The sequence below is a fragment of the Amycolatopsis sp. NPDC024027 genome, from assembly GCF_040638975.1.
GTDB lineage: Bacteria > Actinomycetota > Actinomycetes > Mycobacteriales > Pseudonocardiaceae > Amycolatopsis.
In genome coordinates, this window is the sequence record NZ_JBEZYY010000012.1 from 67,767 (window position 1) to 92,611 (window position 24,845).

A 24,845-nucleotide genomic window follows, 5' to 3' on the forward strand; every position below is an offset into this window, starting at 1 on the left:
CATGGATTGTCCAGAGTTGGTCCGTAACACGGCAATAACTTGGACTTACAGTGATTATCTATTACGCAACGTAGTTTAACGTATGATGACTCGGCCGACCTTTGAAAGAGACATCATATGTCTGCTACGGTCCCGGCCATGCGCTTCCAACGCCTCGGCGACCGCGGCCACGAGATCCCCGTCGTCCTCGACGAAACCGGTGCGGCGCGGGACCTGCGGTCGCTGACCCCGGACATCGACGGCGCCTTCTTCACCGCCGACGGCGTCGCGCGGGCGCGGGCGGCGCTGCGCGAGGGCACCCTGCCCGTCCTGGACGTCACCGGCTTGCGCGTCGGCGCCCCGGTGGCCCGGCCCGGCCTGCTCGCCTGCATCGGGCTGAACTACTCCGACCACGCGGCGGAAACCGGCGCGCAGCCGCCCGCCGAGCCGGTGGTGTTCCTCAAGGCCACCAACACGATCGTCGGCCCGGACGACACCGTGCTCATCCCGCGGACCAGCACCCGGACCGACTACGAGGTGGAACTCGCCGTGGTGCTCGGCGGGCGGGCGCGGTACCTCGCGACGCCGGAGGACGCCGACGCGGTCATCGCCGGGTACACCGTCTCGGACGACGTCAGCGAGCGCGACTTCCAGCACGAACGCGGCGGCCAGTGGACCAAGGGCAAGTCCTGCGAAACGTTCAACCCGCTCGGGCCGTGGCTGGTCACCCCGGACGAGGCCGGCGACCCGCAGGACCTCCGCCTGCGGCTGGCCGTCAACGGGCAGCCGCGCCAGGACGGCACCACGCGGAACATGCTCTTCGGGGTCCGGCACATCGTCTGGTACCTCAGCCAGTTCATGGTCCTCGAGCCGGGCGACGTCGTGAACACCGGCACGCCGGCCGGGGTCGCGTTCGGCGCCAACGACTTCCCCTACCTGTCCGAAGGGGACGAAGTGACGGTGGAGATCGGCGGCCTCGGCCGCCAGCACCACCGGATCGGCCGGGCGTGACCGGCCGGCGCGTCGACGCGCACCACCACCTGTGGCAGACCTCCGTCCGCCGCCACGCGTGGCTGGACGGCGACGAAACCACCGCGATCCGGCGCGACTTCACCCCGGACGACCTGCGGGCGGCCGCCCTGGGGATCGACGCGACGGTGCTCGTCCAGGTCCTGCCGGACTTCGAGGAGTCGGTCGAGTTCCTCGCGACGGCGGCCGCGGAGCCGCTCATCGCCGGCGTGGTCGGCTGGATCGACCTCACCGGCTCACCGTCGGAGGACCTCGACCGGCTGCGCTCGGCGCCGGGCGGCGAACTCCTGGCCGGCATCCGGCACCTCGTCCAGGCCGAGCCCGATCCCCGCTGGCTGGAACGGGAAGACGTGCTGGCCGGGCTCGCGGCGGTGCGCGACGCCGGGCTGGTGTACGACCTGCTCGTGCTGCCCCACCAGCTCCCGGCGGCCACCGCGGCGGTCCGGGCGCTGCCGGAGCTCACCTTCGTCCTCGACCACCTCGCGAAACCGCCGGTCGCCTCCGGCCGGCTCGAGCCCTGGGCGACCGGGCTGGCCACGCTGGCCCGGGAACCCAACGTCGTCGCGAAGCTGTCCGGCCTCGTCACCGAGGCCGACCGGCGGCACTGGACGCCCGCGGATCTGCGGCCGTACGCGGAAACCGCGCTGACCGCGTTCGGCCCGGACCGGCTGATGCTCGGCTCCGACTGGCCGGTGTGCCTGCTCGCGGGGACGTACGCGGAAGTCATGGACGCCGCCGACAGCCTCCTGGCCGGCCTGACGCCGGCCGAACGCGACGCCGTCCGCGGCGGGACCGCGAGCCGCGTCTACGGGCTGGCGCCGTGACGGCCCGGACCGTCCGGCTCGCGTACGGCGAGACCGGTCTCGAGCTGGCCATCGACCCGGCGGTCACCACCGTGGTGACGCCGGTGCACCACCCGGTCACCGAACCCGCGGACGTGCTGCTGCGCCGGGCGTTGCGGGAACCGGTCGCCGGGCCGCCGCTGCGCGAGCGGGTGCGGCCGGGGCAGACGGTCGCGATCTCGGCGTGCGACGGAACCCGGCCCCAGCCGCGCGAACTGATGATCCCGGCGATCCTCGCCGAACTGGACGGCGTCGTCCGCCTCGAAGACGTCGTCATCCTGGTCGCCACCGGCACCCACCGCGGCAACTCCGGTGCCGAGCTGCGCGCGATGTTCGGCGACGAAGTCGCCGACACCGTCCGGATCGTCAACCACGACGCCCGCGACCGCGGGAGCCTCACCTGGCTGGGGCGCCACGGCGACGATGTCCCGGTGTGGCTGAACAGCGAATGGGTGGCCGCGGACGTGCGGATCACCACCGGGTTCGTCGAACCGCACTTCTTCGCGGGCTTTTCGGGCGGCCCCAAGCTCGTCGCGCCCGGGCTGGCGGCCCTGGAAACCGTGCTGGTGCTGCACGACGCCCGCCGGATCGGGCACCGCGACGCCACCTGGGGGATCACCGAAGGCAATCCCGTGCACGACGACGTCCGCGCGATCGCCGCGGCCACCGGCGTCACCTTCGCCCTCGACGTCATCCTCAACCGCGACAAGGCCGTCATCGGGGCCTTCGGCGGCGACCTGCTCGCCATGCACGCGGCCGCGGTCCGCGCCGCCCGCGACGTCGCCATGCGGCCGGTGCCGGCGCCGTTCGACGTGGTGGTGACGACCAATTCCGGCTATCCCCTCGACCAGAACCTCTACCAGTCGGTCAAAGGGATGTCGGCGGCGCATCGGATCACCAGGCCGGGCGGCACGATCGTCTGCGCCGCGGAGTGCCGGGACGGGTTCCCCGACCACGGGTCCTACCGGGAAGTCCTCGCCTCGGCGAGTTCGCCGGCGGCCCTGCTCGCGGAGATCGCGGCCCGCCCGGTGACCGTGCCCGACCAGTGGCAGGTCCAGATCCAGGCGAAGATCCAGGACGACTGCCGGGTCGTCATGCACACCGGCGCGCTGACCGGGGCCGACCTCGCGACGGCGCACCTGACCGGGACCACCGACATCGCGGCCACCGTGGCCGAGGCCCTCGACCGGGCCGGGCCGGGCGCGCGGGCCTGTGTCCTCCCCGAAGGTCCCCTGACGATCCCGTACGTGGCATGAGCACCGCCGACCTCGGTTTCGCGCGCGTCGACCTCGACCGCGAACACCGGCAGGGGCTCCCGGAAGTCGTTTACGGGCCCGGGAAAACCCCCGCGCAGATCGCGGCCATCGTGCGGACGCTGCTCGCGCACAACACCGGGCCGGTGCTGGTCACCCGGGTCGACGCCGAGCCGGCTCATGCGGTGCTGGCCGAGGTCCCCGGCGGCCGCTACGCCCCCGGCGCGCGGCTGCTGGTCTGGCGCCCGGCCCCGGCGACCGCCTTCACGGTCGCGGTGGCCGCGGCCGGGACGTCCGACGGCCCGGTCGCCGAGGAAGCCGCGGAAGTCGCCGCGGCCATCGGCCTCGCGGTGCGGACGGTCACCGACGTCGGAGTCGCCGGGATCCACCGGCTGCTGGCCGAGGCGGACCGGCTGCGCGAGGCCGACACGGTCATCGTCGTCGCGGGCATGGAGGGCGCGCTGGCTTCGGCCGTCGGCGGGCTGGTCGCCGGTCCGGTGATCGCCGTCCCCACCTCCACCGGGTACGGCGCGGGCCTCGAAGGCGTCACCGCGCTGCTGGCGATGCACGCCTCCTGCGCGGCCGGCATCACCGTCGTCAACATCGACTCCGGGTTCGGCGCGGCCATGGCCGCGTTCCGGCTCGCCCAGGTCCTGCGGAGGCCGGTCCCGGGGAGTTCACCGTGACGATCTGCGTCATCACGCCGTTCACCGGCCTGGCCGGGGACATGCTGCTGGCCGCCCTCGTCGACGCCGGCGCGCCACTGGAGCGCATTCGATCCGCCGTCGCCGCCAGCGGGCTGACGGGCTGGGACCTGCGCGTGGAATCCTTGCTCACCCACGGGTTGACGTCGGCTCGCGCGCTCGTGGACGTCACCGACGAAGCCACCAGCCGTCCCGCGGCCGAGCTGATCGCGATGGCCGGCCGGGTCGAGCCCGCGCCCGTCGCCGAACGGGCGGTCGCCGCGCTCCGCGCGATCGCCGAGGTGGAAGGCAGGCTGCACGGGGAAGCACCCGAGCGCGTCCACCTCCACGAGCTCGGCGGCCACGACACGCTCGTCGACGTCATCGGCGTATGCGCCGCGCTGGCCGCCCTGGAAGTGTCCACTGTGTACTGTGGCGCGCTGCCCCTCGGCACCGGCACCGTCCGCACCGCGCACGGGATTCTCCCCTGCCCCGCCCCCGCGACCGCGGCGCTGCTGCGGGGCACGCGGACGGTCGGGAGCGACCTGGTGGGCGAGACGGTCACCCCCACCGCGGCCGCGCTGCTGAAGGCCACCGGTGCCCGGTTCGAGCCGCCGCCGGAGTTCCGCCTGCTGGCCACCGGCTACGGCGCGGGCACCCGGACCCTGCCGGACCGGCCGAACATCGCCGTCGTGCACCTCGGCGAACCGGTGGACGCCGGGCAGCGCACACTGGTCGTGCTGGAAACGAACCTCGACGACGTCACCGGCGAAGTCCTCGGGCACGTCGTCGCCGAGCTGCTGGCGGCCGGCGCGCTCGACGCGTGGATCAGCCCGGTGACGATGAAGAAGGGCCGGCCGGCCCACGTCCTGCACGTACTCGCCGAGCCGGAGCACGCCGCCCGGCTCGGGGCCCTGGTCCTCGCCGAAACCGGCAGCCTCGGGCTGCGCGAGTACCCGGTCCGCCGGACCGCGCTCGCCCGGGAGACCGAAACGGTCGACGTCCTCGGGATGCCGGTGCGGCGCAAGCGCGGGCCGCACGGCGCGAAACCCGAGCACGACGACGTCGTGGCCGCCGCACGCGAGCTCGGCCTGCCGGCGCGCGTCGTCGCGACGATCGCCGCGGGGCGCTGATGGACTCCACGAGGCTCATCACCTACCTCGCCGGTGTCGGCCGGCTCGCGGTGGCGTTCTCCGGCGGCGCCGATTCGGCGCTGGTGCTCGCGGCCGCCGTCCGGGCCCTCGGCCCGGCGGACGTGCTCGCGGTGACGGCGGACTCGGCCAGCCTGGCCGCGGTGGAGCTGGCCGCCGCGAAGAAGATCGCGGCCGAGCTCGGGGTCCGCCACCTCACCCCGGAAACCGGCGAGCTGGCCGAGCCGGGGTATGCGGCCAACGGGCGTCAGCGCTGCTACTTCTGCAAGACCACGGTGCTCACGACGATCGCGGAAGTGGCCGCCGCCCACGGGTTTCCGGCGCTGGCCACCGGCACGAACGCCGACGACGCCACCGACCCGTTCCGGCCGGGCATCCGCGCCGGGGACGAACTCGGTGTGCACACCCCGCTGCGCACGCTCGGCTTGTCCAAAGAGGACGTCCGGGCCATCGCCCGGCGGTGGGGCCTGGCCTGGGCGGACAAACCGGCCGCGCCCTGCCTGGCGAGCCGGGTCCGCTACGGCATCCCGATCACGACGGCCACGCTGGCCCGGATCGAACAGGCCGAAGCGGTGGTGCGCGCGGTCCTCGACGACCGCGGCCTGCGCTACCGCGACGTGCGGGTCCGCGACCTCGGCGGCACGGCCCGGATCGAGCTCGACGCCACCCTGGCCGCCGCACTCCACGACGATCCGCGGCTGCTCGAAGCCGTACGGGCAGTCGGGTTCACCGACGCCGCCGTCTCGTCCTTCCGCTCCGGCACCCTCAACCACGAACCAGGCTGACCTCCCGGACACGGAACCCGCGATACCGCACTGCTCAGCGGCCGTTCGCCGCGCGGGTCGCTCGGCCGGCCAGATCGGCGAAGGCATCCCGCAGCTCCTCCGGCCCGACCACTTCGATCTCGCAGTCGAAGCGCAGCAGGCCGGCCGCGAGCGCCGCCCAGGACCAGGATCCGGTCAGCAGCCGGGTCTTGCCGGGGGTGACCTCCTCGACGATCCCGTCGCCGGCGAACGGTGCCACGTCGGCCGGGGGACGGTCGAGGACCACTTCGCCCCGGCACGGCCAGACGTCGGCGGTGGCGGAACCCTTGAACCGGGCGGCGAGGAACGTCGCGACGTCACCGCCCGGCACCTCCCGCGGGGTGAACCGCGGCCCGTTCGGCACGCGCGGGCGCAGCCGGTCCACGCGGTAGGTCCGCCAGTCCTCCCGGACGGCGTCCCAGCCGATCAGGTACCACCGCCCGTTCCGGACGACGAGGTGGTGCGGCTGCACCCGGCGCGGCGGCCGGGGCCCCGGGTCCGCCGACGGGGCCTCGTAGTCGAACCGCACTTCCTCGGTGGCCCGGATCGCCGAGCTCAGCGCGAGCAGGACGTCCGTGGCGACCTGGACCGCGGGACCGCCGGCCGCGGCGATCTCGAGCACGTCGACGCGCTGCCGCAGCCGCGACGGCATCACCTGGCGCACGGTGGCCAGGGCGCGCAGCGCGGCTTCCTCGATGCCCGCGCCGGTCCCGGCGGCGATCCGCAGCGCCACGGCGAGCGCGACCGCCTGCTCCTCGTCGAACAACAGGGGCGGCATCCGGCCCCCGGCTTCGAGCCGGTAGCCACCCTCCGGTCCCTTGACCGCCTGCACGGGGTAGCCGAGCTCCCGGAGCCGGTCGACGTCCCGGCGCACGGTCCGGTCGCTGACGCCCAGCCGGTCGGCGAGCAGCGCGCCCGGCCAGTCCCGGCGCGCCTGCAGCAGGGACAGCAGCGAGAGCAGGCGACCCGAGGTCGCCGTCGAGGAAGCGACCGGCATGACTTCCATGGTGCCACGAGAAGCGGACGTTCCCTGGCCGCTACTGCTGCGATGGTGGCTTTACCGCCGGACCCCTTCCGGCGCGGAACTCCTCGAGAAAGACCGGAACACATGTCCCTCACCGCTGTCGCCCACCTCAACTTCACCGGCCAGGCCCGCGAGGCGCTCGGCTTCTACCAGTCGGTCTTCGGCGGCCAGGCCACCGTCGTCACCTACGGCGACTTCGGGCTGCCCGCCGGGCTCCCCGACACGGACAAGGTGGTGTTCGGCCAGGTCACCGCGGACAACGGCTTCAGTGTGATGGCCTACGACGTCCCCGGCACCGACGGCCCGGCCACCCCGGCCGCGCCCAGCACCCGCCGCGAGAACGGCACGACGATCACCCAGGAGCCGTTCTTCCTGTCCGTCCGCGGCGCCACCGTCGACGAGGTCTCGCCGGTGTGGAAGGGCCTCGCCGAGGGCGCGACCGTCATCGAAGAGTTCGGGCCTGCCCAGTGGGCCCCGGCGTTCGGCATGCTGACCGACCGCTTCGGCGTCACCTGGATCATCGACGTCGCGGCCGAATACCGGGGCTGACCGGGCCGGGCGGGGTGCGGCCGCGCACCCCGCCCGTCACCGCGGCCGGAACGTCTTGCGGTACGCGCTCGGGCTGACCCGCACGGTCTGGGCGAACTGGACGCGGAAGTTGCTCGGCGACGGGAACCCGACCTGGCCGGCGATCCGGTCGATCGTGTGGTCGGTGAGCTCCAGCAGCTCCTGGGCGTGCCGGATGCGGACCCCGGTCAGCCACTGGATCGGGCTCTGCCCGGTCTCGGCGTGGAAGTGCCGGGTCAGCGTGCGGGTGCTCATGCCCGCCGCGTCGGCGATGTCGGCCAGGGTGAGCGGGCGGTGGGCGTTCTCCTCGATCCACGCGAGCGCCTTCTCCAGCGTCGCGGTCTGGTACGTCGGGCGGTTGCGGAGGATGTACTGGCCCTGGCCGCCGGTGCGCTGCAGCGGCGCGACGGCGAGCCGCGCGGCGTCGGCGGCGACCGCGGCGCCGTAGTCGCGCTCCACGATGTGCAGGCACATGTCCAGCCCCGCCGACGCGCCCGCGGAGGTCAGGATCTGCCCGTTGTCGACGTACAGCGCGTCCGGCTCGACCCGCACGGCCGGGTACCGGCGGGCCAGCTCGTCGGTGGCGAGCCAGTGCGTGGTCGCCCGCCGCCCGTCGAGCAGGCCGGCCTCGGCGAGGGTGAACGCGCCGACGCAGATCGAGGCGACCCGCGTTCCGCGCGCCACCGAGGCCCGCAGGAACTCGGCCACGCCGTCCGGGGTCGGCCGGTCCGGGTCGTTCCGCCCGGGGACGACGACGAGATCGGCGTGGGCGACCTCGTCGAGCCCCACCTCGACGGAGAGCCGCACCGGACCGGCGTCGACCACCGGCTCCGGTCCGGCGACGACGATCCGGTAACCGCCGCGGCCGTCCGGCAGCCGGACCCGTCCGAGCGCCTCGATCGGGGTGGCCAGATCGAAGGCGATCACATCGTCGAGGGCCAGCACCGCCACCGTGTACATGCCGCAAAACTACGCGGGCGGCCCGGTGGCCGGATACCGGCGTCTCGTGTTGATGTGGTCACCCCAGGCTGACGTCCATCGAGCGGGCCGGGATCGCGTCCAGCGCGGCCAGCGTCTCGCCGTCGAGCTCGATGTCCGCGGTGGCGAGGTTGGCTTCGAGGTGCGCCGCGCTCGCGGTGCCGGGGATGAGGTGGACGTTCGGGGCGCGGTGCAGCAGCCAGGCCAGGCCGATCTGCGCCGGGGTGTGGCCGAGGGCCTGCGCGGCGGCCCGGACCGCGGGCTCGTCGGTCACCTTCGGCATCCCGGGGAAATCGCCGCCCAGCGGGAAGAACGGCACCCAGGCGATGCCCTCCGCGAGGCACAGCTCGAGCATGTCGTCGTCGGCACGGCCGACGAGGCTGTAGGCGTTCTGCACGCAGGCGATCCCCACCGGGAGCGCCCGTCGCAGGACGTCGAGGGTGACGGCGCTGAGCCCGATCGCGCCGATCTTCCCCTCTTCGCGCAGGGCGGTCAGCACCGCGAGCTGGTCGTCGAGGCCGACGAGCTGCTCCCCCTCGGCGAGCACGCCGGGCCGCCGGTCCGCGCGGCGCAGGTTGACCAGCGGGAGCCGGTCGACCCCGAGTGCCCGCAGGTTGTCCTCGACGCTCGCGCGCAGCTCTTCGGGCCGTTGCGCCATGCGGAGCGGGATCGGGCCGCCGGGGTCGGGGTCGGCGCCGACCTTGGTGGCGACCAGGAGGTCCTCGCCGGAGGAGAGGACGTCGCGGATGACTCCGTTGACGAAGCCGTTGCCGTAGAACTGGGCGGTGTCGACGTGGTCGACGCCGAGCTCGACCGCGCGGTGCAGGAGGGCGACGGCCGCGGCGCGGTCGTCGTGCAGGCGCTCGAGCTGCATCGCGCCGTAGCCGACGCGGGAGACGGTGCGGCCGGCGAGCGCGGCTCGTGCGGTGGAAGGCATGGAAATCCCCGTCCTCGTGCGATGATGGCGAAGCGGAGGAGCCTCCGCTCAAGCCGACCGTAGCACAACCGGAGGTGCCTCCGCTTTGTCTTCGCCCGAACCCGCCCTCCCCCTGCGCTCGGACGCGCGCCGCAACCGGGACAAGCTCGTCGCGGCGGCGCGCGCCGCGTTCGCCACCGCCGACGGCACCGTCGCGCTCGAAGCCGTCGCCCGCGAGGCCGGCGTCGGGATCGGCACGCTCTACCGGCACTTCGCGACCCGCGAGGCGCTCGTCGAAGCCGTCTACGCGGCGGAACTCGACGACGTCACCGGCAATGCGGCGGCCCTGCTCGCCGAACTCGCGCCGGAGCAGGCCCTCCGCGCGTGGATGGACCGCTACGCGGCGTTCGTGGCGACCAAACGCGGAATGGGAGACGTCCTCCGCGCGAGCGTGGCGTCGGGCCGCATCGCGACACCGGCGACGCGGCAGCGCATCACCGCCGCGATCGGGGCGATCCTCGACGCCGGCGCGAAGGCGGGCACGCTGCGCGCCGCCGACCCGGAGGACGTGACCCTGCTCCTGCTGGGGGTGTTCCTGTCCACGGTGGACGAGCGCGACCCCGGGCGGACCGGCCGGATGCTCGATTTGATCCTCGACGCACTGCGCGTGAGCCGTTAGCCTCACGCGTCTGAGGTTCGTTGACAGTCTCCTGGCGGCGGCTGGCCCGACGACATGAATGACTCATTCATGTCGTCGGACGCCATGAATGAGTCATTCACCGCATCGCCGCGACGCGGGACACCAGCCGCCGTCAGCCGCGCGGCTTGGCGGTCGCGAGTGAGATCACCGCCAGCACGGTGTTGACGGCGGAGATCGCGACCGTGAACTTCGCCGCTTTGCCCTGGAGTTCACCGCGCGCACCGGCGTACACGGCGGCCGCGGTGTCCGTCGCGTGGATCAGGACCGCCTGCTGCAGAATCCGCCGGGCCGACGGATCATCCGCCTTCAGCAGCAGCAGGTCGGTCCCGAGGACCAGGGTGCGGATCCCGAACATGCGCGCGGGGTAGCCGAACCGCCGATCCTCCCCCGGCGTGCTGCCGAGGCTCGCCGCCATCCGGGCGGGGGCGAGCAGGCCGGCCGCTCCGTTGAAGATCCGCACGCAAGCCAGGGCTTTTCGTGCCATTTCGCCCGGTTCCATCGATCCACCTTCTTGTCGGGTGCGCGGCACCTTCGAGCCGTTTCGCAGAACCTGAAGGTACCGCGCCCCTCCTCAGTGGAGCGAGACCGCCCTGAACTCTCAGGACGCGGAAACGGAATAGCTGTTGGAGGTGAAGTTCAACCCGCCCGAAGAAGACGTGATTTCGAAGCCGAACTGGACTTCGCCGAGGGTCACGTCGCCGAACCAGCCACGGGCCTTGATCCAGTTCAGCACCGCGAGGACGTCGACGGTGCCGGCGTCGGTGTTGGACGTGCGCAGGAACGAGAACACCGCGTTCGACCCGTTCGATCCCTTGTAGACGTCCCAGGTGTGCCCGCCGACGCTCACCGTCGTCTGCTTGCTGCCCAGCGGGCCGACCGCGCCCTGCTTGTTGACCCACAACATGATTTCGTAGGCGTTGTTGTTCGCCCAGATGTCATAAGCCGTCTCGTAGGCGCCACTGCCCGGGCGGCTCACGTTGAAACTGCTGGAAACCTGCCGCAGCGAACTGAGCGTCCGGCCGACGTTCTTCGCCGAGTGCGGGTACGACTTGATCCCGCCGGTGTTCGGGTGGTCCGCCCACACCCCCCAGTTGCTGAAGGAGTTCGCCCAGATCGACTGGGCACCGGCACCGCTGCCCCAGACGTCGTTGCGGATGGTGTACCCGCCGTTGGACCAGGTCGCCCATTTGTCCGAAGACGACCAGGTGGCCGCTTCGGCCACTCCGGCGGTGGTCGCCACCACGGCGGCCGCGGTCAGCGAGACGAGCAGGGAACGCACGACGTTGTGCATGGGAATCGTCCTTTACCGGTAATCGAACGGGAAGCCGCAATGACTATTACAGGCCACTTGTCCACCGGTCAAGATTCTGTGCGTGATTTGCCGACTTACCACCCACCCGAACAATGGCATCGATGATTTCAATGGGATACACTGTCGATTTGGTCGAACAAACCCGCGTATTACCTCGCCTGCGCGAGCCGGTGTTCGGCGTCGCCGGCGAGCACGAGGTAGGCGGCGGCCGTCCACGTGTAGGCGCGGTCGCGCAGCCCGTCACCGGTCAGCGCGTCGAAGTTCTCGGCGAAGCCGGACTTTTCGCACACCGCGCGGAACCGGGCACTGACGCGGTCGGCGAGCTCGGTCGCGCCGGCGCGGCGGAGGCCGTCTTCGATCAGCACGGTGACGGGCGCCCACACCGGCCCTCGCCAGTAGCCGTCCGGTTCGTAGAACGCGGACTCCGGCTGCTCGGTCGCGAGGCCGACGCCGGTGAGGTGCGCCTCCAGCCCGGCCACGACCTTGTCCCGCACGTCCGGCGGCAGGTGTTCGCCGAGCACGATCGGCATCAGTTCCAGCAGGCTCGCCCCGGACTGCACCGCCCCGGTCGCGGCCGAGCGGCTGACGAACTTCGTGCCGTCCCACAGCTCGCCGAGCAGCGCCGCCAGCATGGTGTCCGCTTCGGCGTCCCACCGGGCGGCCGCGCCGGGATCGCCCTGCCCGGCGGCGAGCACGGCCAGTTCCTTCAGCTGCAGCACCAGGAACGCGGCGAGATCGGGCGTCTGCACGAGCCGCCGTTCGGCGAACGGCGTCGCGTTGTCCCAGCCGCTGTCGTTGCCGTGCTCGTAGTGGGCGAGCGGTCCGCCGGGAACGCGGCGGTGCTCGAGCCAGAAGGTCGTCCACGCCGCCAGCTGCCGGTAGGCGAGCCCGGTTTCGGGCAGGCCACCGGGAAGGCGGCCGCGCAGGCGGCCCAGCGCCCAGCCGTGGATGGGCGGTTTGACGAAGTTGCGCAGCACCTCGGCGTGGGTGATCGAGTCCGGCAGCGCGCCCCGGTCGTCCTGGTGGTCGAAAACGACCTGGACCTGGTCCCAGGCCAGCTCCGGCCGGCCGCCGGCCAGCGCGAGCGCGTTGAAGCAGTGGTCCCAGCTCCACACCTTGTCCATCCAGTGCTTCGACATCAGCACGGCCGGGCGGCCGACGAACCCGGCCGGGGCCACGATGGCCGACCAGAGCACGTAGCAGGCGAGCTCGGCCGCCGGCGTGCGCTCGCCGCGCCACGGCGCGACCGCGTCGGCGAAGGTGGTGAACCCGGTCCGGGCGGCCGCGACCACGTCGTCGAACGCCGGTGCCGGCGAGTACGGCTCGCGGGCACCGGGGAGTTCCTCGATCACCACCTCCCAGGCGTCGCCGCTCACCACGACGGCCCGCTCGGCCGTGCCGAGCGCTTCGGCGCCGACGTGCCGCACGTGTCCGGAAAGGACGGTGACGCGGTAGCGGTGCCCGGTTTCGTAGGAGGTGAACACGGCCGAGCCGTCGACCGGATCGGCGAAGAAGTAGGTGCCGGTGAACGGGGTCAGCGTGAGCTCCGCCGCGCGGATCCGCATGGCCAGGCCGCGCCCGGCGATCCGGAGCGCGTCCGGCGCCGCGAACGCCGCCGTGATCCGCTCCTCGCCGCTCCCCCAGGTGAGCGCGGACGGCGTCGCGACGGCCGGGACCGCCGCCCGCTCGCCGCCGCGTTCGGGGACCAGCGCCAACACGGCGTGCATGCCGTGGCGGTGGGACACCAGGTGCAGGTCGTCGGCGTAGGTGGCCTGGGCCACCACCGGGGAGACGTCGAACCACGATCCCGGGTAGCTGAAGGGAATTTCCCGCAGCGAAAATTCGCCCGTGGGCACAGGGGTCGTCCTTTCGGGAGAGGGGCTCAGTCCTTGACGGCGCCCGCGGTGACGCCGGCGGCGACGAACCGTTGCGCCAGCACGAGGAGCACGGCGGCCGGCACGGAGGCGACCACCGCCGTCGCCATGATGGAGTTCCACTCCTGGTTGTTGTTGCCGATGTAGCGGTAGATACCGAGGGTCAGCGGCCGCAGCGAGCCGCCGCCGTCGAGCGTCGCCGCGAAGACGAAGTCCGACCAGGCCCACAGGAACGAGAACAGCCCGGCGGTCACCACCCCGTTGCGGCTCGCGGGCAGCACCACCGACCAGAACGCGCGCACCGGGCCCGCGCCGTCGATCGTGGCCGCCTGGACGAGCTCGTCCGGCACCGAAGCCATGAACGAGGTGAGGATCAGCACGGCGAACGGCACCGCGATCGTCGAGTCGGCGAGGACCAGCCCCCAGGCGGTGTTGGTGATGCCGAGTGAGACGTAAATGCCGTAGAAGCCCAGCGCCATGATGATCCCAGGGATCATCTGGGCGACCAGCAGCACGAAACCCAGCGCCCGGTGTCCACGCGGGCGGAGCTTGGCCAGCGCGTACGCCGAAGGCGCGGCCAGGGCGAGGGTCAGCGCCACGGTGCCGAGCGCGACGAGCAGGCTGGTGGCGAAGTACGGGAGCTGCTCGCGCAGGACCCGCTCGTAGCCTTCGAACGTCGGCGCGGCGGGGAACCAGTCGGGCGGCGACTTGCGCATCCGCCCGGCCGGGGTCAGCGACACGTTGACCATCCAGTAGACCGGGAACAGCATCACGGCGGTGAGGACCAGCCCCACCGCGGTGCGCCAATGCCGGATCACGGTGCCTCCTGCCTGCGCTGCGCGCGGATGTAGAGCAGCCCCGCGACCAGGGCCAGCAGGATGAGCACGTTGCCCACGGCCGCGCTGGGCCCGAACCGCGGCAGCATGCTGCCGAACCCGAGCTGGTAGGACCAGGTGGCGAGGGTGGTCGACGACCCGCCGGGCCCGCCCTTGGTCATGATCCAGATGACGTCGAACACCTTGAGCGTGTAGACCAGCCCCAGCAGCAGGGTGATCGCCGAAACCGGCCGAAGGAGCGGGAAGGTGACGTGCCGGAACCGCTGCCACGCCCCGGCGCCGTCGAGCGACGCCGCCTCGTACACCTCGGCCGGGATGTTCTGCAGGCCGCTGTGCAGCACGACGAGGTTGAACGGCACGCCGATCCAGATGTTGGCGATGATCACCGAGACCAGCGACCACGACGGCGACGTCAGCCAGTCGATCCGGCCGGCGCCGAACCAGCCCAGCACGGAGTTGACCACCCCGGACTCGCTGTTGAGCAGCCACGCCCAGGTCGAGCCCGAGACGATCAGCGGCAGCAGCCAGGGCACGAGGAACAGCGCGCGCAGCGTCGGGCCCAAGCGGAAGTGGCGGGCGAAGAACACCGCCATCGCCAGGCCGATGCCGTACTGGAAGAGCAGCGACGCGGCCGTGAAGACGAGCGTGTCGAGCAACGCCGTGCGGAAGGTCGGATCGGTGAACACCGCCGCGTAGTTGTCGAACCAGACCAGCGGCGCCCCGCCGTGCACGAAGGTGCGGACGGTGTAGTTGCGCAGGCTGAGATCGACGTTCGTCACGAGCGGATAGCCGTAGCACAGCACGAGGTAGGCGACGAGCGGTGCGAGGAACGCCCACGCGAGCAGCTGCGGCCGCCGGCGCCCCGTCCGTCCGGGCGCGGGCGCGGCCGGACGGACGGTGACCGGTTCACGGATGTCCTGCACGAGCAGGCCTACTTCGCCGACGCGGCGGTCGCCTGCGCGGCCGCGAGCGCGGCGTCCGGGGCCTTCGCGCCGGTGAGCGCGGCCTGCACGGCACCCCAGAGCGGTTCGGAGATCCGCGGGTACCGGGTGCCGAGGTTGTCGCCGGTGCGGCCCTTCGCGACCTTGACCGCGTCGACCCAGACCTTCAGCTCCGGCTGGGCGGCGACCTGCTTCTCCTGCACGGACGGCACGGCGGAGACGTAGGTCAAGGCGGTGTCGGAGTCTCCGACGTTGGCCGGGCTGGTCAGGCAGGACGCGATCTTGCCCGCGGTCTTCTCGGCGTCCGGGCTGCTCTGGGCGGGCACGGTGACGAACTCGCCGCCGGTCGGCGCCGGGGCCGCTCCCCCGGCCCGCGCCGGGATCGGGAGGACGCCGTAGTCGAGGCCGGCCTTCTTCGCGTTCTGCAGCTGCCAGGTGCCGTTCTCGGCGAAGGCGTAGTCGCCGGTCGCGAACTCCTGCCAGCTGGTGGTCTGCGTGTTGCCGACCACCGAATTCGGGGCGTATCCCTTGTCCAGCCACGACTTCCACTGCGCGAGCGCCGAGACGGCGCCGGCCGAGGCGAGGTCGGTCAGGTTCGCGCCCGAGCCCCAGAACCACGGCAGGAACTGGAAGCTGCCCTCTTCGGTGCCGATGGCGGAGAACGTGATGCCCTTCTTGCCCGCTGTGTGCACCTTGGCCAGCGCGGCGTCGAGCGAGGCCCAGTCGCGCACCGACGCCGGGTCGACGCCGGCCGCGGTCAGCACGGCTTTGTTGTAGTAGAGGGCGAGCGTGTTCGCCCCGATCGGGACGCCGTACACCTGGCCCTTGACGTCGGCGGCGGCGAGCAGGTTCGGGGCGACCTGCGCGGCGTCGAGCCCGGTGTCCGCATTGGACTTGAGCACGCCGCCTTCGGCCAGGGTGGAGACGACCGGGTTGTCGACCACGAGGACGTTCGGCGCGGTGTTCTGCTGGGCGGCGAGCAGCACCTTGTTGGTGAGGTCGGTCGTGTCGAACGCCTGCCGCGCGATCTTGACCCCGGCGTCGGCACCGCACTTGTCGACGACCTTCGCCCAGGCGGAGCTCGCGTCGAACTGGGGGTAGGGGTCCCAGACGGTGAAGGCGCCGCCGGCGCCCGTCCCGCCCGTGCCCCCGCTGGGGGCCGTCCCGGAGGAGCAGGCGGCCAGCGTCGTCGCGGCGACGGCCACCGACAGCAACCGGATGATCGGGTGACGCTTCATGGAGGGGTCCTTCCTGTCGGCACCAGCGACGACCTGGAGGCGGTCGGTCCATCATCGAACCGGTTCGATGATGGAGGCCGCGTCACCGTAAACCCCGCGAGCACTCCTGCGCAATACTGCGTGTACTACGATCGAACCGGTTCTGGAAAACGGTCAGGAGTGGCATGAACATCGGGGAGATTGCGCGCCGCGCCGGGGTTTCGCGCAGCACCGTGTCGTACGCGCTGAGCGGCAAGCGCCCGGTGTCGGCGGCCACCGTGCAGCGCATCAACGACGTCATCGCCGAACTCGGCTACCGGCCCAACGCCAGCGCCCGGGCCCTGGCCGAAGGCCGCACGCGCACCCTGGGTCTGGTGGTGCCGCCCGCCAGCCGCCGGCTGACCGACGTCCAGCTGGGGTTCGTCGGCAGCGTCGTCGATGCGGCGGCCGCCCACGACCTCGACGTCCTGCTCTCCCCCAGCGGCGGCGACCACGACCGGTCGTTCGAGCGCATCGTGACCGGCCGGCGGGTCGACGGCGTGATCCTGATGGAGATCCTCCTCGAAGACCCGCGGGTCGAGCGGCTGAGCCAGGCGAGCCTGCCGTTCGTGACGATCGGCCACGTCGAGCACCCGGGGGCGTCCTGGTGGGTCGACGTCGACTACGGCGCCCTGATCACCCGCTGCGTGCACCACCTGGCGGATCTCGGCCACGAAGAGGTGGTGCTCATCAACCGTTCGGCCGAGCTCGTCGCGGCGGGCTACGGCCCCGCCCTGCGCTCGGCGACGGGGTTCCTCGACGCCACCGCGGCGCGAGGCCTGACGGCGCGAACGGTGTGCTGCGCGGACGAAGCGGCCGCGGGCCTGGCCTGCTTCGAGCAGATCCGGACGCAGTGGCCTTCGGTGACGGCGGCGGTGACGATCAACGAAGCCGCCTTGCCTGGCGTCCAGCGCGCGCTGCACCGGGCCGGCCTCGAGGTCCCTCGCGACTTTTCGCTGACGGGGGTGATCGCGGAGCGCCTGGCGGAGGACTTCCACCCCCCGCTGACGGCGGCGGACGTGCCCGCGGTGGAACTGGGCCGGCTGGCGGTGGACCTGCTGCTGGCGCAGATCGCGGACGCGGACGCGGAGCCGCGGCACGCGCTGCTGGAGCCGCCGATCTCGCTGCGGTCGAGCACGGGCGCCCGGCGCCGCCACGGCTGAGCCGGACGCCGGACTCGCCCACCCGGCCGACTTGGACACCACGCTCGCCCGCCCACCCGGCACTACCCGGGCACCCGCTCGCCCGGCCGCCCATCCGACCGATCCGCTCGCTTATCCTGCCGACCCGCCCCACCCACTCGCCAGGCCGCCCACCCGGCCGACCCGCCCCACCCGCTCGCCCGGTCGGCGCCCCGCCGCGGCACGGCCGAGTCGCCGTTCCGCGGGAGTACACTCCGATCGAACCGGTTCGATGGTCCCCGACCTGCACGAAGGCCTCGCGGGTTCACTGGCCGGCCGAGCGGCCCGCTCCGGGTTTCGAGCCGCCGTGCGGCGGGAAGCCCGGAATCCGGAGGGGGACACCCGAGTTGCGGAGAGACCTCGATGTCACCCATCGACCACTTGATCGTCACCGTCATCGGCCGCCGCCGGGCCCAGGCCCAGGAGCCCGGCCCCGCACCGGCACCGGTCGGCGGCGGCCCCGGCCGGCCGCCCACGCAGCCCCCGCCCGGCCGGCGCCCCGCAGCCTCCGGCAAGACGTAGCAGCGGCCGCGGGTCAGCGGGCGAACACCTTCAGATCGATCGAATCGCCGAGGAGCCGGTCGCCTGCCGCGTTCGGGTGGTAGCAGTCGGTGCGCCGGTCCGCGAGGATGACCGTCGGGTCCGCCGGGTCGCGCAGCACGGCGTCGAAGTCGAGCACCGCGTCGAACGTCCCGGACGTGCGGATCCACGCGTTGACCGCGAGCCGGGCCTGTTCTTTCGGGCTGCCGGCGGCGTTGCACATCGGCAGGATCGTCGCGCCGACGATCCGGCGGCCCGTCGCGTGCACCCGCCCGGCGATGGTGCGCATGGCGCCGATGACCTGCGCGGCCGGGGCCGGTGGGGCGTTGTCGCCGCCGCCGAGGTCGTTCGTCCCCTCCAGGAGCAGGACGTACCGCACGCCGGGCAGCGAGAGCACGTCCCGGTCGAGCCGGGCCGGCGCGGGCGGGCCGCAGCACTGGCCGGTGGGGTCGTACGGGTTCGGCTGGACGCTGACGGTGTTGCCGCTGATCCCCGCGTTCGCCACCGACAGCCGCCGTGACGGCGGGAGCGTCCCGAGGCGCTCGGCGAGCACGTCGGTCCAGCGCGGACCGCCGCCGAAAGCGTTGTAGCCGTCGGTGATCGAGTCGCCGAGGGCGACGATCGTGCCGCGGGCGGGCGACACGGCGCTGATCGCGTCCGCCCACCACAGGACGCCGGGAGCGAACGGCCCGTAGGCACTCCCCGACTCGTCCGCCCCGGCGTCGCCGGGTCCGGCCGAGGTGAACGACCCCGGCGTGAACGTCTCCGGCGGCGGGAAGGTGTGGTCGTTGATCGGCGCACCCGGCGCGTACACGCTCACCGCGACGTGGTCGCCGCGCCGGACCGACAGTGGCAGCGGGTCGGTCCACGCGCTGGCACCCGGCGGAATCGTCACCGCGTGCCGGAAGCCGAAGGTGGCCCGGTGGTTCGATCCCGGCACCAGCGCGGGCGAATTCGTCGACGGCTGCCGGCCGACCCACACCGACCGCACGGTCATCGCGGTGCTGCCGAACGGGTTGCTCAGCCGCACCCGCAGCGCCACCCCGGTGGCGGTCACGGTGAGCACGTTGCGGATGGTGGCGTCGGGAGCCGTGCCGTGCACGCCTTCGAGCGAGGATTCCGTCAGGGTCACCGAACCCGGTGGCGCCCACCCCGGGGGCGCGGCCTCCGCCGGCGCGGGGCTCAGCAGTGACGCGGAAACGACCAGGACCACAGCGGTTCGGCGGATACGCATCCGAGGCGTCCTTTCGACGAGGGCCGCGGAGAAAGGAAAACACTTCCGCTGGAGCATTCCGCACCGAGCGTAACGCAGAATTCACCGTCCGGGCAAGACAGCCGGGAAAGCGCTATCACGCGCCCTGCCCGTCGGCCGGGCAGGGCGCGTGAAAACGGTTCTGATCAGGACGCCCACGGTGCGCTGACGAGCCAGCTCACGTCGTCGCTGTAGGCGTTGGCGTTGTCGAAGGTGTTCGAACCGCCGTTGGCGGCGATGTAGACGAGGTTGTCGTAGTGGCGGACGTACCGGTCGGCGAAGTTGAGCGATCTGAGCGAGGCACCTTGGCCGTTGCGGCCGGCCTCCGGGCAGAAGGTCGCGTCCTGGGCGAACAGCGAGCTCCCGTCGTTGGCCTGCAGGGACAACCGGTAGTTCTGGTGCCGCAGGTACTGGCCGGCCACGTTCTTCGACTCGAACGACACGCACGAGCCGCTGCCGAGTCCGGTCCGGACGGTCCAGGACGCGTTGCCCTTCTCCGTGGCCGAACTGCCGCTGCCGATCACCGCGGTGTCCACAGTGGATCCCGTGTGGTGGATGTAGCGGTCGGTGCAGCAGGCGGTGGTGGCGCGCAGCGAGACGGACGTGCCCGGCGTCAGCCCGGTGTTCGCGGAACCCGTGGCGTAGCCGGCCGCGGTGATGTTGGCCTGCACCGCGTTTTCGGTGGCTTCCGACGGATAACCGGAGGTCATCACGCCTTCGTAGAAGGTGCCGCGGGCGCCGACGCTGTTGTCGCCGCCGATACCCAGGATGATGGCGCCCTCCTTCTTCATCGGGTTGTAGCCCGAGACGTTCGGCCGCACGCCGTCGTAGAAGGTGGACACGCCGCCGGACTGGGCGTTGCCGCCGCGGATGGCCCACCGGTTCGGGCCACCCTTGACGATCGCCGTCAGGAAGCGATGGCCGATGCTCGGGTCGTTGGCGTTGTAGTGCTGGTTGACCCCGGAGAACAGGCCGTTCTCCAGGTCCGCCATGATCCACGGCCCGTTGCCGGCGCCGTAGCCCCAGACCTTGATGTTGCCGAAGTAGATGGCTTCCATCGTGCCGTTGCCGTTGTCGCGGCTGTTGCGCTCGGCGTTGCCGTAGTCGAAGCAGCAGCCGCCGTTGTAGTGCGTCCCGTCGAAGATCGCGTACATACCCTCCGGCTGGTCACCGGTCGCGATCCCGTTGGTGTTGTTGTTGCGGTAACCGGTGCCCGGCGCCACGTAGACGCCGTACGCCTTCTGGCCGCCGACGGTGATCGGTGCCGCGGTGGCGTTGGCGAGGTTGTCGTACCCGCCCGCGGCCGGCCCCTGGAACCCGCCCGGCGGCGCCTGCGTGAGGCGGTTGTTCCGGCCGGACTGGTCGTAGATGACCGTGATCAGGCACGTCGTGCCCGCGCAGAACGAATCCTGCGTCGCGGCGTTGGCCACGCCGCCCGCGGCCAAGGGGGCGATGTCGCGCGTGGCGCTGTCCGACGCGCGCCTGACCTGGTACAGCGGACCGGTGTAGGCGCCGTACAGGGCCCGGGTCGTGGAATGCGCGGCCACGCAGGGCGTGCCGCCGGCGGCGTAGATGTCGCACGGCCCTTGGGTGGCCGCCTGGGACGTACCGCCACCGACGAGGAGGCCGGTGACGAGCGTGCCGGCGACGATCAGGGCCGATGCGATGCGGTGCTTACGGACGTGTCTCGGCTGTCGTGACATGAATGATCTCCCGCTGGAGTACGGAAATCGTCGAATCGACAGATGCGCGGGCCGGCGTCATTGCCAACCTCCTCCTTGATCACCGACACGCAGGAACGGCACAAGCGGAGCGATTGTGAGCGCTAACATAACCCTCGGGCCGACGGAGTGCAATGGCCGGTTTTCCCGCCGCGGACCGGCCCGGGGGCACCGGATCCGTTGGCGCCCTTGCCCTCCGCGCCGGTCGTCGCCGCCAGGGGCACCTCTGACGAGGAGCGTGATGAGTGGCCGGGGTGTTCTCGGAAGCCCAGTGGGCGTGGGGCGAAGATCTGCCGCCGGGCCGCTCTCGGATGCCCAGTGGGCGTTGACCGAGGACCTGCCGCCGAGCCGCCCCGTCAGCGGAGTCGGCCATTCCCGATGCGCGGGTTCGCGCCGGCCGAGAACCCGGCGGCGGTGCGGTAAGAGTTCGGTAATCGCCGGGCGGGCCGGATCGCCGATACCGTCAGCCGATGCTTCACTCTCGATGGTCGCGCGCCGCGGGGTACGCCGCGCCCGGGCTCCTCCTGGCCGGAGCCGGCCTGGCGCACCCGCTCGCGCTGAGCCCGGCGAGTGCCCCGTGGTGGACCACCCTGCACGTCGTCCTGCTGCCGGTGTTCCCCCTGCTCGCGGTGGCCCAGTGGCTGCTGCTCTCCGCCGCACCGGCGGCGTTCCGCCGCCCGGGCCGGCTCGCCGCGTTCGGGTTCGCCGCCTTCTACGGCGGGCTCGACGCCGTGGCCGGCATCGCCGCCGGAACCGTGGTCCACGCCGAGCACGCGGTCACCCCGGTCACCGGCGCGGTGTTCGGCATCGGCGACGGCCTCGGGCACACCGGCGCGCTGTGCTTTCTCGCGGCCAATGTCCTGATCGTCGCGGCCGTCGCGCGGGAAGCCGCGTGGCGGGCGGCCCCGGGGGCCGCGGTGCTGCTGGCCGCGAGCGTGTCCTTCTTCGACAGCCACATCTTCTGGCCGCGGGGCGTGCTGACGATGCTCGGCGTCGCGGCGGGGATGTTCCTGCTCGCCGCGGTCCGGGAACCGTTGCCCGCACGGACATCCGGCCTGCCGGCCGGCTAGTGTCGCGCGTCGCGAGTTGTTTGACGTTCGGGAACCGCTCGCTCCCCCGCAACCGGCCCGGTCAGTGCGGACTTCCGGCCGCGGCGATGCAGTGAATGACTCATTCCTGGCGTCCGACGACATGAATGAGTCATTCATGTCGTCGGACCAGCCGCCGCCAGGAGACAGCCAACGAACCTCAGACGCGCGACACTAAGCCGGTCTCACGCGCCCGCCGCCTTTGCCGCGTCGTAGCGGGCCTGAGCCGCCATCACCTCGGGTACGCTCGCCTCGAGGACCTCGATCAGCCCCATCAGCCTCCGCGCGACCTCCTGCCCGGCGGGCGTGAGGCTGTACTCGACGTGCGGCGGGATCGTCGGACGCGCCTCCCGGTGCACGAAGCCGTCGCGCTCGAGGGCCTGCAGCGTCTGGGCGAGCATCTTCTCGCTGACCCCCTGCACCCGGCGGCGCAGGGCGTTGAACCGGAACACACCGTCGTGGAGCGCGACGAGGGCGAGCGCACCCCACCGGCCCGTGACGTGGTCCAGCACCGCCCGGGACGCACACGCGGCACTGAACACGTCGGCCACCAGCGCCTCGTGCTCGGCGTCGGTCACCTCGTCACCTCGTCGTCCATCCACGCCTCGATACTACCCAGAAGTTTGCACAATGGATGTGACAGCACTAACAATGAGTTGGTACTTTCTAAAAGTTAGTACATGCTCCAAGAGACCAGGTACTTGAACCTTCAAGGAGTCCTCATGATCGTCGTCACCGGCGCCACCGGCCACCTCGGCCACCTCGTCGTCGAAGGCCTGCTCGAGAAGCTGCCCGCCGACCAGGTCGTCGCCGCGGTCCGCACCCCGGAGAAGGCCGCCGACCTGGCCGAACGCGGCGTCGACGTCCGGCACGCGGACTACACCGAGCCCGAAAGCCTGGTCACCGCGTTCAAGGGCGCCGACAAGGTGCTGCTGGTCTCCAGCAGCGAGGTCGGCCAGCGCGTCGCGCAGCACCAGGCGGTCATCGAAGCGGCCAAGCAGGCCGGTGTCCGCCACCTCGTCTACACCAGCGCATCCCGGGCGACGACGTCGAAGCTCGCGGTGAACCCGGAGCACAAGGCGACCGAGGAACTCATCGAGGCCTCCGGCCTGACCGCCACGATCCTGCGCAACAACTGGTACAACGAGAACTACGCCGACACGATCAAGCAGGCGGCCCAGACCGGCAGCTTCGTGGGCAGCGCCGGTGACGGCCGCGTCGCCAGCGCCACCCGGGCCGACTACGCCGCCGCCGCGGTCGCGGTGCTGACCGGCGAGGGCCACGAGGGCAAGATCTACGAGCTCGCCGGCGACGTCACCTGGACGAACGCGGACCTCGCCGCCGAGATCGGCAAGGCCGCCGGCCGCGAGGTCACCTACGCCGACCTGCCGGCCGACGAGCACGCCAAGGTCCTCACCCAGGCCGGCCTGCCGGAGCCGCTCGTCGGCTTCATCGTGGCGATCGACGGCGACATCAAGGACGGGTTGCTCGCCGAGACCACGACCGACCTGCGCACCCTGACCGGCCGCCCCAGCACGCCGATCGGCGTGACCGTGGCCGAGGTCGTCGGCACGCTCTGAACCACGCCGCGGTGGGGAGCCGCCCGGCGAGGCTCCCCACCGGCGTCACCCGGGCCGGCCGGGTTTCCGCTGCGAAACGCTGTTCTCCCGCAACGGCGGCTGCCACACCCGGGGTGCCGGGGACTCGCCGTCGTCGCCCGGCTGGTCGAGCGGGTCGGTCCCGTTCTGCCAGCGAGCCCAGTGAGCCGCGCACATCCTCCGCCAGAGGGCCGGCTCGTCGCACTGGTACCGCCGGCAGGCCGGCACCCGCTCCTGGTGATCGCTCACGTATCGCTCCACTCGCCATCGAACGTTCCGCGTTCAACTACCACAGCGACGGTGGCGTTGTCGATCCTCACCGGGCTTCGGTGATCCCTGTGGTTAACCCTCCGCTAACCGGGAAAGCCCCCTGGACCGCCGGCCCCCGCCGGTGCGACCCCGGACGACGGAGGGAATTCTCGTGTTCCGTCACACGAAGTTGCTGCAGTTCGAAGCCAAGCCCGAAAAGCCCGACGCTGTCTACGCCCGCAAGCTCCAGGAGCTCATCGGCGGCGCGTTCGGTGAGATGACCGTGACGATGCAGTACCTGTTCCAGGGCTGGAACTGCCGCATCGAAGGCAAGTACAAAGACCTGATCATGGACACCGCGACCGAAGAAATCGGCCACGTCGAAATGCTCGCCACCATGGTCGCACGACTGCTCGAAGGCGCTCCCGCCACCGTCACCGCCGAAGCCGTCAAGGACCCGGTGATGGCCGCGACGATCGGCGGGATGGACGTCCAGCAGGCCATCGTCGCCGGTGGTGGGGCGTTGCCCGCCGACAGCAACGGCTACCCGTGGAACGGCCGGTACATCATCGCCTCCGGCAACCTGCTCGCCGACTTCCGCGCCAACGCCGCCGCCGAAGCCCAGGGCCGGCTGCAAACCGCGCGGCTGTACAACATGACCGACGACCCCGGCGTCAAGGCGATGCTCCAGTTCAACCTCGCCCGCGACACCGTCCACCAGAAGCAGTGGCTCGCCGCCATCGAGGAACTCAAGGCCGACGGGCTCGAAGGCGACATCGTCCCCGACGCCCTCCTCGACGAAGAGGACCAGACCCACAACCACACGATCTGGCACCTGTCCGACGGCCCCGACGGCGCCAAGGGCGCCAGCTGGACCACCGACGCCGGCATCGACTACCTCATGGACCCCGAACCCCTCGGCGGGCCGGGCACCGCACCGAAGCCCGACCCGGCGCTCTTCGGCACCTACGCGCCCTTGCAGGACGCCAAGGGCACGGCGAAGGGCAAGGCCAAGGCAGTCAAGAACAAGCTGACCTGACACCCGGCGAATCGGCGCGGACCGTTGAACACA

General features: G+C 72.0%; 26 protein-coding genes. 13 read left to right on the plus strand and 13 right to left on the minus strand.

Features of this window, described 5'->3' with window-relative positions:
* Positions 1-138: 138 nt before the first annotated feature.
* From AB0F52_RS27345 to larE, 6 genes are read left to right on the plus strand one after another with little or no spacing between them, the layout of a single operon-like run.
* Complete coding sequence (locus tag AB0F52_RS27345) at positions 139-990, plus strand: fumarylacetoacetate hydrolase family protein (RefSeq protein WP_360176835.1); 852 nt, start codon at positions 139-141, stop codon at positions 988-990.
* A complete protein-coding gene (locus tag AB0F52_RS27350) occupies positions 987-1,832 on the plus strand; it encodes an amidohydrolase family protein (protein WP_360176838.1) in 846 nt (281 codons plus the stop codon). The genes AB0F52_RS27345 and AB0F52_RS27350 overlap by 4 nt, the downstream gene beginning before the upstream one ends.
* Complete coding sequence (gene larA / locus AB0F52_RS27355) at positions 1,829-3,106, plus strand: nickel-dependent lactate racemase (protein ID WP_360176841.1); 1,278 nt, start codon at positions 1,829-1,831, stop codon at positions 3,104-3,106. The genes AB0F52_RS27350 and larA overlap by 4 nt, the downstream gene beginning before the upstream one ends.
* The gene (larB, locus tag AB0F52_RS27360) at positions 3,103-3,789 is read left to right on the plus strand and encodes a nickel pincer cofactor biosynthesis protein LarB (RefSeq protein ID WP_360176844.1); all 687 of its coding nucleotides are present in this window, start codon (positions 3,103-3,105) and stop codon (positions 3,787-3,789) included. Before larA ends, larB begins: the two co-directional genes overlap by 4 nt.
* Positions 3,786-4,919, plus strand: coding sequence for a nickel pincer cofactor biosynthesis protein LarC (larC, locus tag AB0F52_RS27365; RefSeq protein ID WP_360176847.1), 1,134 nt, complete (start codon positions 3,786-3,788; stop codon positions 4,917-4,919). Before larB ends, larC begins: the two co-directional genes overlap by 4 nt.
* Positions 4,919-5,722 carry an ATP-dependent sacrificial sulfur transferase LarE gene (larE, locus tag AB0F52_RS27370; RefSeq protein WP_360176850.1) on the plus strand — a complete coding sequence of 268 codons (804 nt, stop codon included), beginning with the start codon at positions 4,919-4,921 and terminating at the stop codon, positions 5,720-5,722. The genes larC and larE overlap by 1 nt, the downstream gene beginning before the upstream one ends.
* A 34-nt stretch (positions 5,723-5,756) precedes the next feature.
* On the opposite strand, the gene AB0F52_RS27375 is transcribed toward larE, so the two are convergent.
* Positions 5,757-6,737, minus strand: coding sequence for a WYL domain-containing protein (locus tag AB0F52_RS27375; protein ID WP_360176853.1), 981 nt, complete (start codon positions 6,735-6,737; stop codon positions 5,757-5,759).
* A 111-nt stretch (positions 6,738-6,848) separates the two neighbouring features.
* Here AB0F52_RS27375 and AB0F52_RS27380 point away from each other — a divergent pair, with 111 nt between their 5' ends.
* Positions 6,849-7,313, plus strand: coding sequence for a VOC family protein (locus AB0F52_RS27380; RefSeq protein ID WP_360176856.1), 465 nt, complete (start codon positions 6,849-6,851; stop codon positions 7,311-7,313).
* A gap of 36 nt (positions 7,314-7,349) precedes the next feature.
* On the opposite strand, the gene AB0F52_RS27385 is transcribed toward AB0F52_RS27380, so the two are convergent.
* Together AB0F52_RS27385 and AB0F52_RS27390 are read right to left on the minus strand one after the other, a co-directional pair.
* Positions 7,350-8,291, minus strand: a complete 942-nt coding sequence (locus tag AB0F52_RS27385) for a helix-turn-helix domain-containing protein (protein WP_360176859.1) — start codon at positions 8,289-8,291, stop codon at positions 7,350-7,352.
* A gap of 58 nt (positions 8,292-8,349) precedes the next feature.
* Positions 8,350-9,246: an aldo/keto reductase gene (locus tag AB0F52_RS27390; protein WP_360176862.1), complete on the minus strand. Its 897-nt coding sequence runs from the start codon at positions 9,244-9,246 to the stop codon at positions 8,350-8,352.
* An 85-nt stretch (positions 9,247-9,331) separates the two neighbouring features.
* Here AB0F52_RS27390 and AB0F52_RS27395 point away from each other — a divergent pair, with 85 nt between their 5' ends.
* Positions 9,332-9,904 carry a TetR/AcrR family transcriptional regulator gene (locus AB0F52_RS27395; protein WP_360176865.1) on the plus strand — a complete coding sequence of 191 codons (573 nt, stop codon included), beginning with the start codon at positions 9,332-9,334 and terminating at the stop codon, positions 9,902-9,904.
* Positions 9,905-10,037: 133 nt separating this feature from the next.
* On the opposite strand, the gene AB0F52_RS27400 is transcribed toward AB0F52_RS27395, so the two are convergent.
* From AB0F52_RS27400 to AB0F52_RS27425, 6 genes are all read right to left on the minus strand, one after another.
* Positions 10,038-10,424 (minus strand): hypothetical protein, encoded by a 387-nt coding sequence (locus tag AB0F52_RS27400; RefSeq protein ID WP_360176868.1) that lies wholly within the window; start codon positions 10,422-10,424, stop codon positions 10,038-10,040.
* A 99-nt stretch (positions 10,425-10,523) separates the two neighbouring features.
* Complete coding sequence (locus AB0F52_RS27405) at positions 10,524-11,216, minus strand: hypothetical protein (RefSeq protein ID WP_360176871.1); 693 nt, start codon at positions 11,214-11,216, stop codon at positions 10,524-10,526.
* Between the two features lie 170 nt (positions 11,217-11,386).
* Positions 11,387-13,093, minus strand: a complete 1,707-nt coding sequence (locus tag AB0F52_RS27410) for a trehalase family glycosidase (RefSeq protein WP_360176874.1) — start codon at positions 13,091-13,093, stop codon at positions 11,387-11,389.
* A gap of 26 nt (positions 13,094-13,119) precedes the next feature.
* Positions 13,120-13,929: a carbohydrate ABC transporter permease gene (locus AB0F52_RS27415; protein WP_360176877.1), complete on the minus strand. Its 810-nt coding sequence runs from the start codon at positions 13,927-13,929 to the stop codon at positions 13,120-13,122.
* Positions 13,926-14,870, minus strand: coding sequence for a sugar ABC transporter permease (locus AB0F52_RS27420; protein WP_360176880.1), 945 nt, complete (start codon positions 14,868-14,870; stop codon positions 13,926-13,928). Before AB0F52_RS27420 ends, AB0F52_RS27415 begins: the two co-directional genes overlap by 4 nt.
* An 8-nt stretch (positions 14,871-14,878) precedes the next feature.
* On the minus strand, positions 14,879-16,126 hold the full coding sequence (locus AB0F52_RS27425) for an ABC transporter substrate-binding protein (protein WP_360176883.1): 1,248 nt from the start codon (positions 16,124-16,126) through the stop codon (positions 14,879-14,881).
* Positions 16,127-16,242: 116 nt separating this feature from the next.
* On the opposite strand from AB0F52_RS27425, the gene AB0F52_RS27430 reads away from it, so the two are divergent.
* Complete coding sequence (locus AB0F52_RS27430) at positions 16,243-17,307, plus strand: LacI family DNA-binding transcriptional regulator (RefSeq protein WP_360177525.1); 1,065 nt, start codon at positions 16,243-16,245, stop codon at positions 17,305-17,307.
* A 381-nt stretch (positions 17,308-17,688) separates the two neighbouring features.
* Positions 17,689-17,847 (plus strand): hypothetical protein, encoded by a 159-nt coding sequence (locus AB0F52_RS27435; protein WP_360176886.1) that lies wholly within the window; start codon positions 17,689-17,691, stop codon positions 17,845-17,847.
* A gap of 13 nt (positions 17,848-17,860) precedes the next feature.
* Here AB0F52_RS27435 and AB0F52_RS27440 read toward each other — a convergent pair whose 3' ends face one another.
* Both AB0F52_RS27440 and AB0F52_RS27445 read right to left on the minus strand, forming a co-directional pair.
* Positions 17,861-19,099 carry a GDSL-type esterase/lipase family protein gene (locus AB0F52_RS27440; RefSeq protein ID WP_360176889.1) on the minus strand — a complete coding sequence of 413 codons (1,239 nt, stop codon included), beginning with the start codon at positions 19,097-19,099 and terminating at the stop codon, positions 17,861-17,863.
* A gap of 164 nt (positions 19,100-19,263) precedes the next feature.
* Positions 19,264-20,820 carry an alpha-L-arabinofuranosidase B gene (locus AB0F52_RS27445; RefSeq protein WP_360176892.1) on the minus strand — a complete coding sequence of 519 codons (1,557 nt, stop codon included), beginning with the start codon at positions 20,818-20,820 and terminating at the stop codon, positions 19,264-19,266.
* A gap of 488 nt (positions 20,821-21,308) precedes the next feature.
* Between AB0F52_RS27445 and AB0F52_RS27450 the strand changes: the two genes are divergently transcribed.
* Positions 21,309-21,908, plus strand: a complete 600-nt coding sequence (locus AB0F52_RS27450; protein ID WP_360176895.1) for a hypothetical protein — start codon at positions 21,309-21,311, stop codon at positions 21,906-21,908.
* A 203-nt stretch (positions 21,909-22,111) separates the two neighbouring features.
* Here the strand turns inward: AB0F52_RS27450 and AB0F52_RS27455 are convergent, their stop codons facing one another.
* Positions 22,112-22,504, minus strand: coding sequence for a helix-turn-helix domain-containing protein (locus AB0F52_RS27455; RefSeq protein WP_360177528.1), 393 nt, complete (start codon positions 22,502-22,504; stop codon positions 22,112-22,114).
* Between the two features lie 144 nt (positions 22,505-22,648).
* Here AB0F52_RS27455 and AB0F52_RS27460 point away from each other — a divergent pair, with 144 nt between their 5' ends.
* Positions 22,649-23,506 carry an SDR family oxidoreductase gene (locus tag AB0F52_RS27460; protein ID WP_360176898.1) on the plus strand — a complete coding sequence of 286 codons (858 nt, stop codon included), beginning with the start codon at positions 22,649-22,651 and terminating at the stop codon, positions 23,504-23,506.
* Between the two features lie 45 nt (positions 23,507-23,551).
* Here the strand turns inward: AB0F52_RS27460 and AB0F52_RS27465 are convergent, their stop codons facing one another.
* Complete coding sequence (locus AB0F52_RS27465) at positions 23,552-23,773, minus strand: hypothetical protein (RefSeq protein WP_230468794.1); 222 nt, start codon at positions 23,771-23,773, stop codon at positions 23,552-23,554.
* A gap of 172 nt (positions 23,774-23,945) precedes the next feature.
* Between AB0F52_RS27465 and AB0F52_RS27470 the strand changes: the two genes are divergently transcribed.
* A complete protein-coding gene (locus AB0F52_RS27470; protein ID WP_360176901.1) occupies positions 23,946-24,812 on the plus strand; it encodes a manganese catalase family protein in 867 nt (288 codons plus the stop codon).
* The last annotated feature ends 33 nt before the right edge of the window (positions 24,813-24,845 follow it).

Excerpts from the sequence above, each read along its gene's own strand:
- AB0F52_RS27375 (WP_360176853.1), bottom strand. The coding sequence starts at position 6,737 with ATGCCGGTCGCTTCCTCGACGGCGACCTCGGGTCGCCTGCTCTCGCTG.
- AB0F52_RS27345 (WP_360176835.1), top strand. The coding sequence starts at position 139 with ATGCGCTTCCAACGCCTCGGCGACCGCGGCCACGAGATCCCCGTCGTC.
- larE (WP_360176850.1), top strand. The coding sequence starts at position 4,919 with ATGGACTCCACGAGGCTCATCACCTACCTCGCCGGTGTCGGCCGGCTC.
- AB0F52_RS27400 (WP_360176868.1), bottom strand. The coding sequence starts at position 10,424 with ATGGAACCGGGCGAAATGGCACGAAAAGCCCTGGCTTGCGTGCGGATC.
- AB0F52_RS27460 (WP_360176898.1), top strand. The coding sequence starts at position 22,649 with ATGATCGTCGTCACCGGCGCCACCGGCCACCTCGGCCACCTCGTCGTC.
- AB0F52_RS27440 (WP_360176889.1), bottom strand. The coding sequence starts at position 19,099 with ATGCGTATCCGCCGAACCGCTGTGGTCCTGGTCGTTTCCGCGTCACTG.
- AB0F52_RS27380 (WP_360176856.1), top strand. The coding sequence starts at position 6,849 with ATGTCCCTCACCGCTGTCGCCCACCTCAACTTCACCGGCCAGGCCCGC.
- AB0F52_RS27435 (WP_360176886.1), top strand. The coding sequence starts at position 17,689 with ATGTCACCCATCGACCACTTGATCGTCACCGTCATCGGCCGCCGCCGG.
- AB0F52_RS27405 (WP_360176871.1), bottom strand. The coding sequence starts at position 11,216 with ATGCACAACGTCGTGCGTTCCCTGCTCGTCTCGCTGACCGCGGCCGCC.
- AB0F52_RS27385 (WP_360176859.1), bottom strand. The coding sequence starts at position 8,291 with ATGTACACGGTGGCGGTGCTGGCCCTCGACGATGTGATCGCCTTCGAT.
- larB (WP_360176844.1), top strand. The coding sequence starts at position 3,103 with ATGAGCACCGCCGACCTCGGTTTCGCGCGCGTCGACCTCGACCGCGAA.
- AB0F52_RS27425 (WP_360176883.1), bottom strand. The coding sequence starts at position 16,126 with ATGAAGCGTCACCCGATCATCCGGTTGCTGTCGGTGGCCGTCGCCGCG.
- AB0F52_RS27445 (WP_360176892.1), bottom strand. The coding sequence starts at position 20,820 with ATGTCACGACAGCCGAGACACGTCCGTAAGCACCGCATCGCATCGGCC.
- AB0F52_RS27450 (WP_360176895.1), top strand. The coding sequence starts at position 21,309 with ATGCTTCACTCTCGATGGTCGCGCGCCGCGGGGTACGCCGCGCCCGGG.
- AB0F52_RS27390 (WP_360176862.1), bottom strand. The coding sequence starts at position 9,246 with ATGCCTTCCACCGCACGAGCCGCGCTCGCCGGCCGCACCGTCTCCCGC.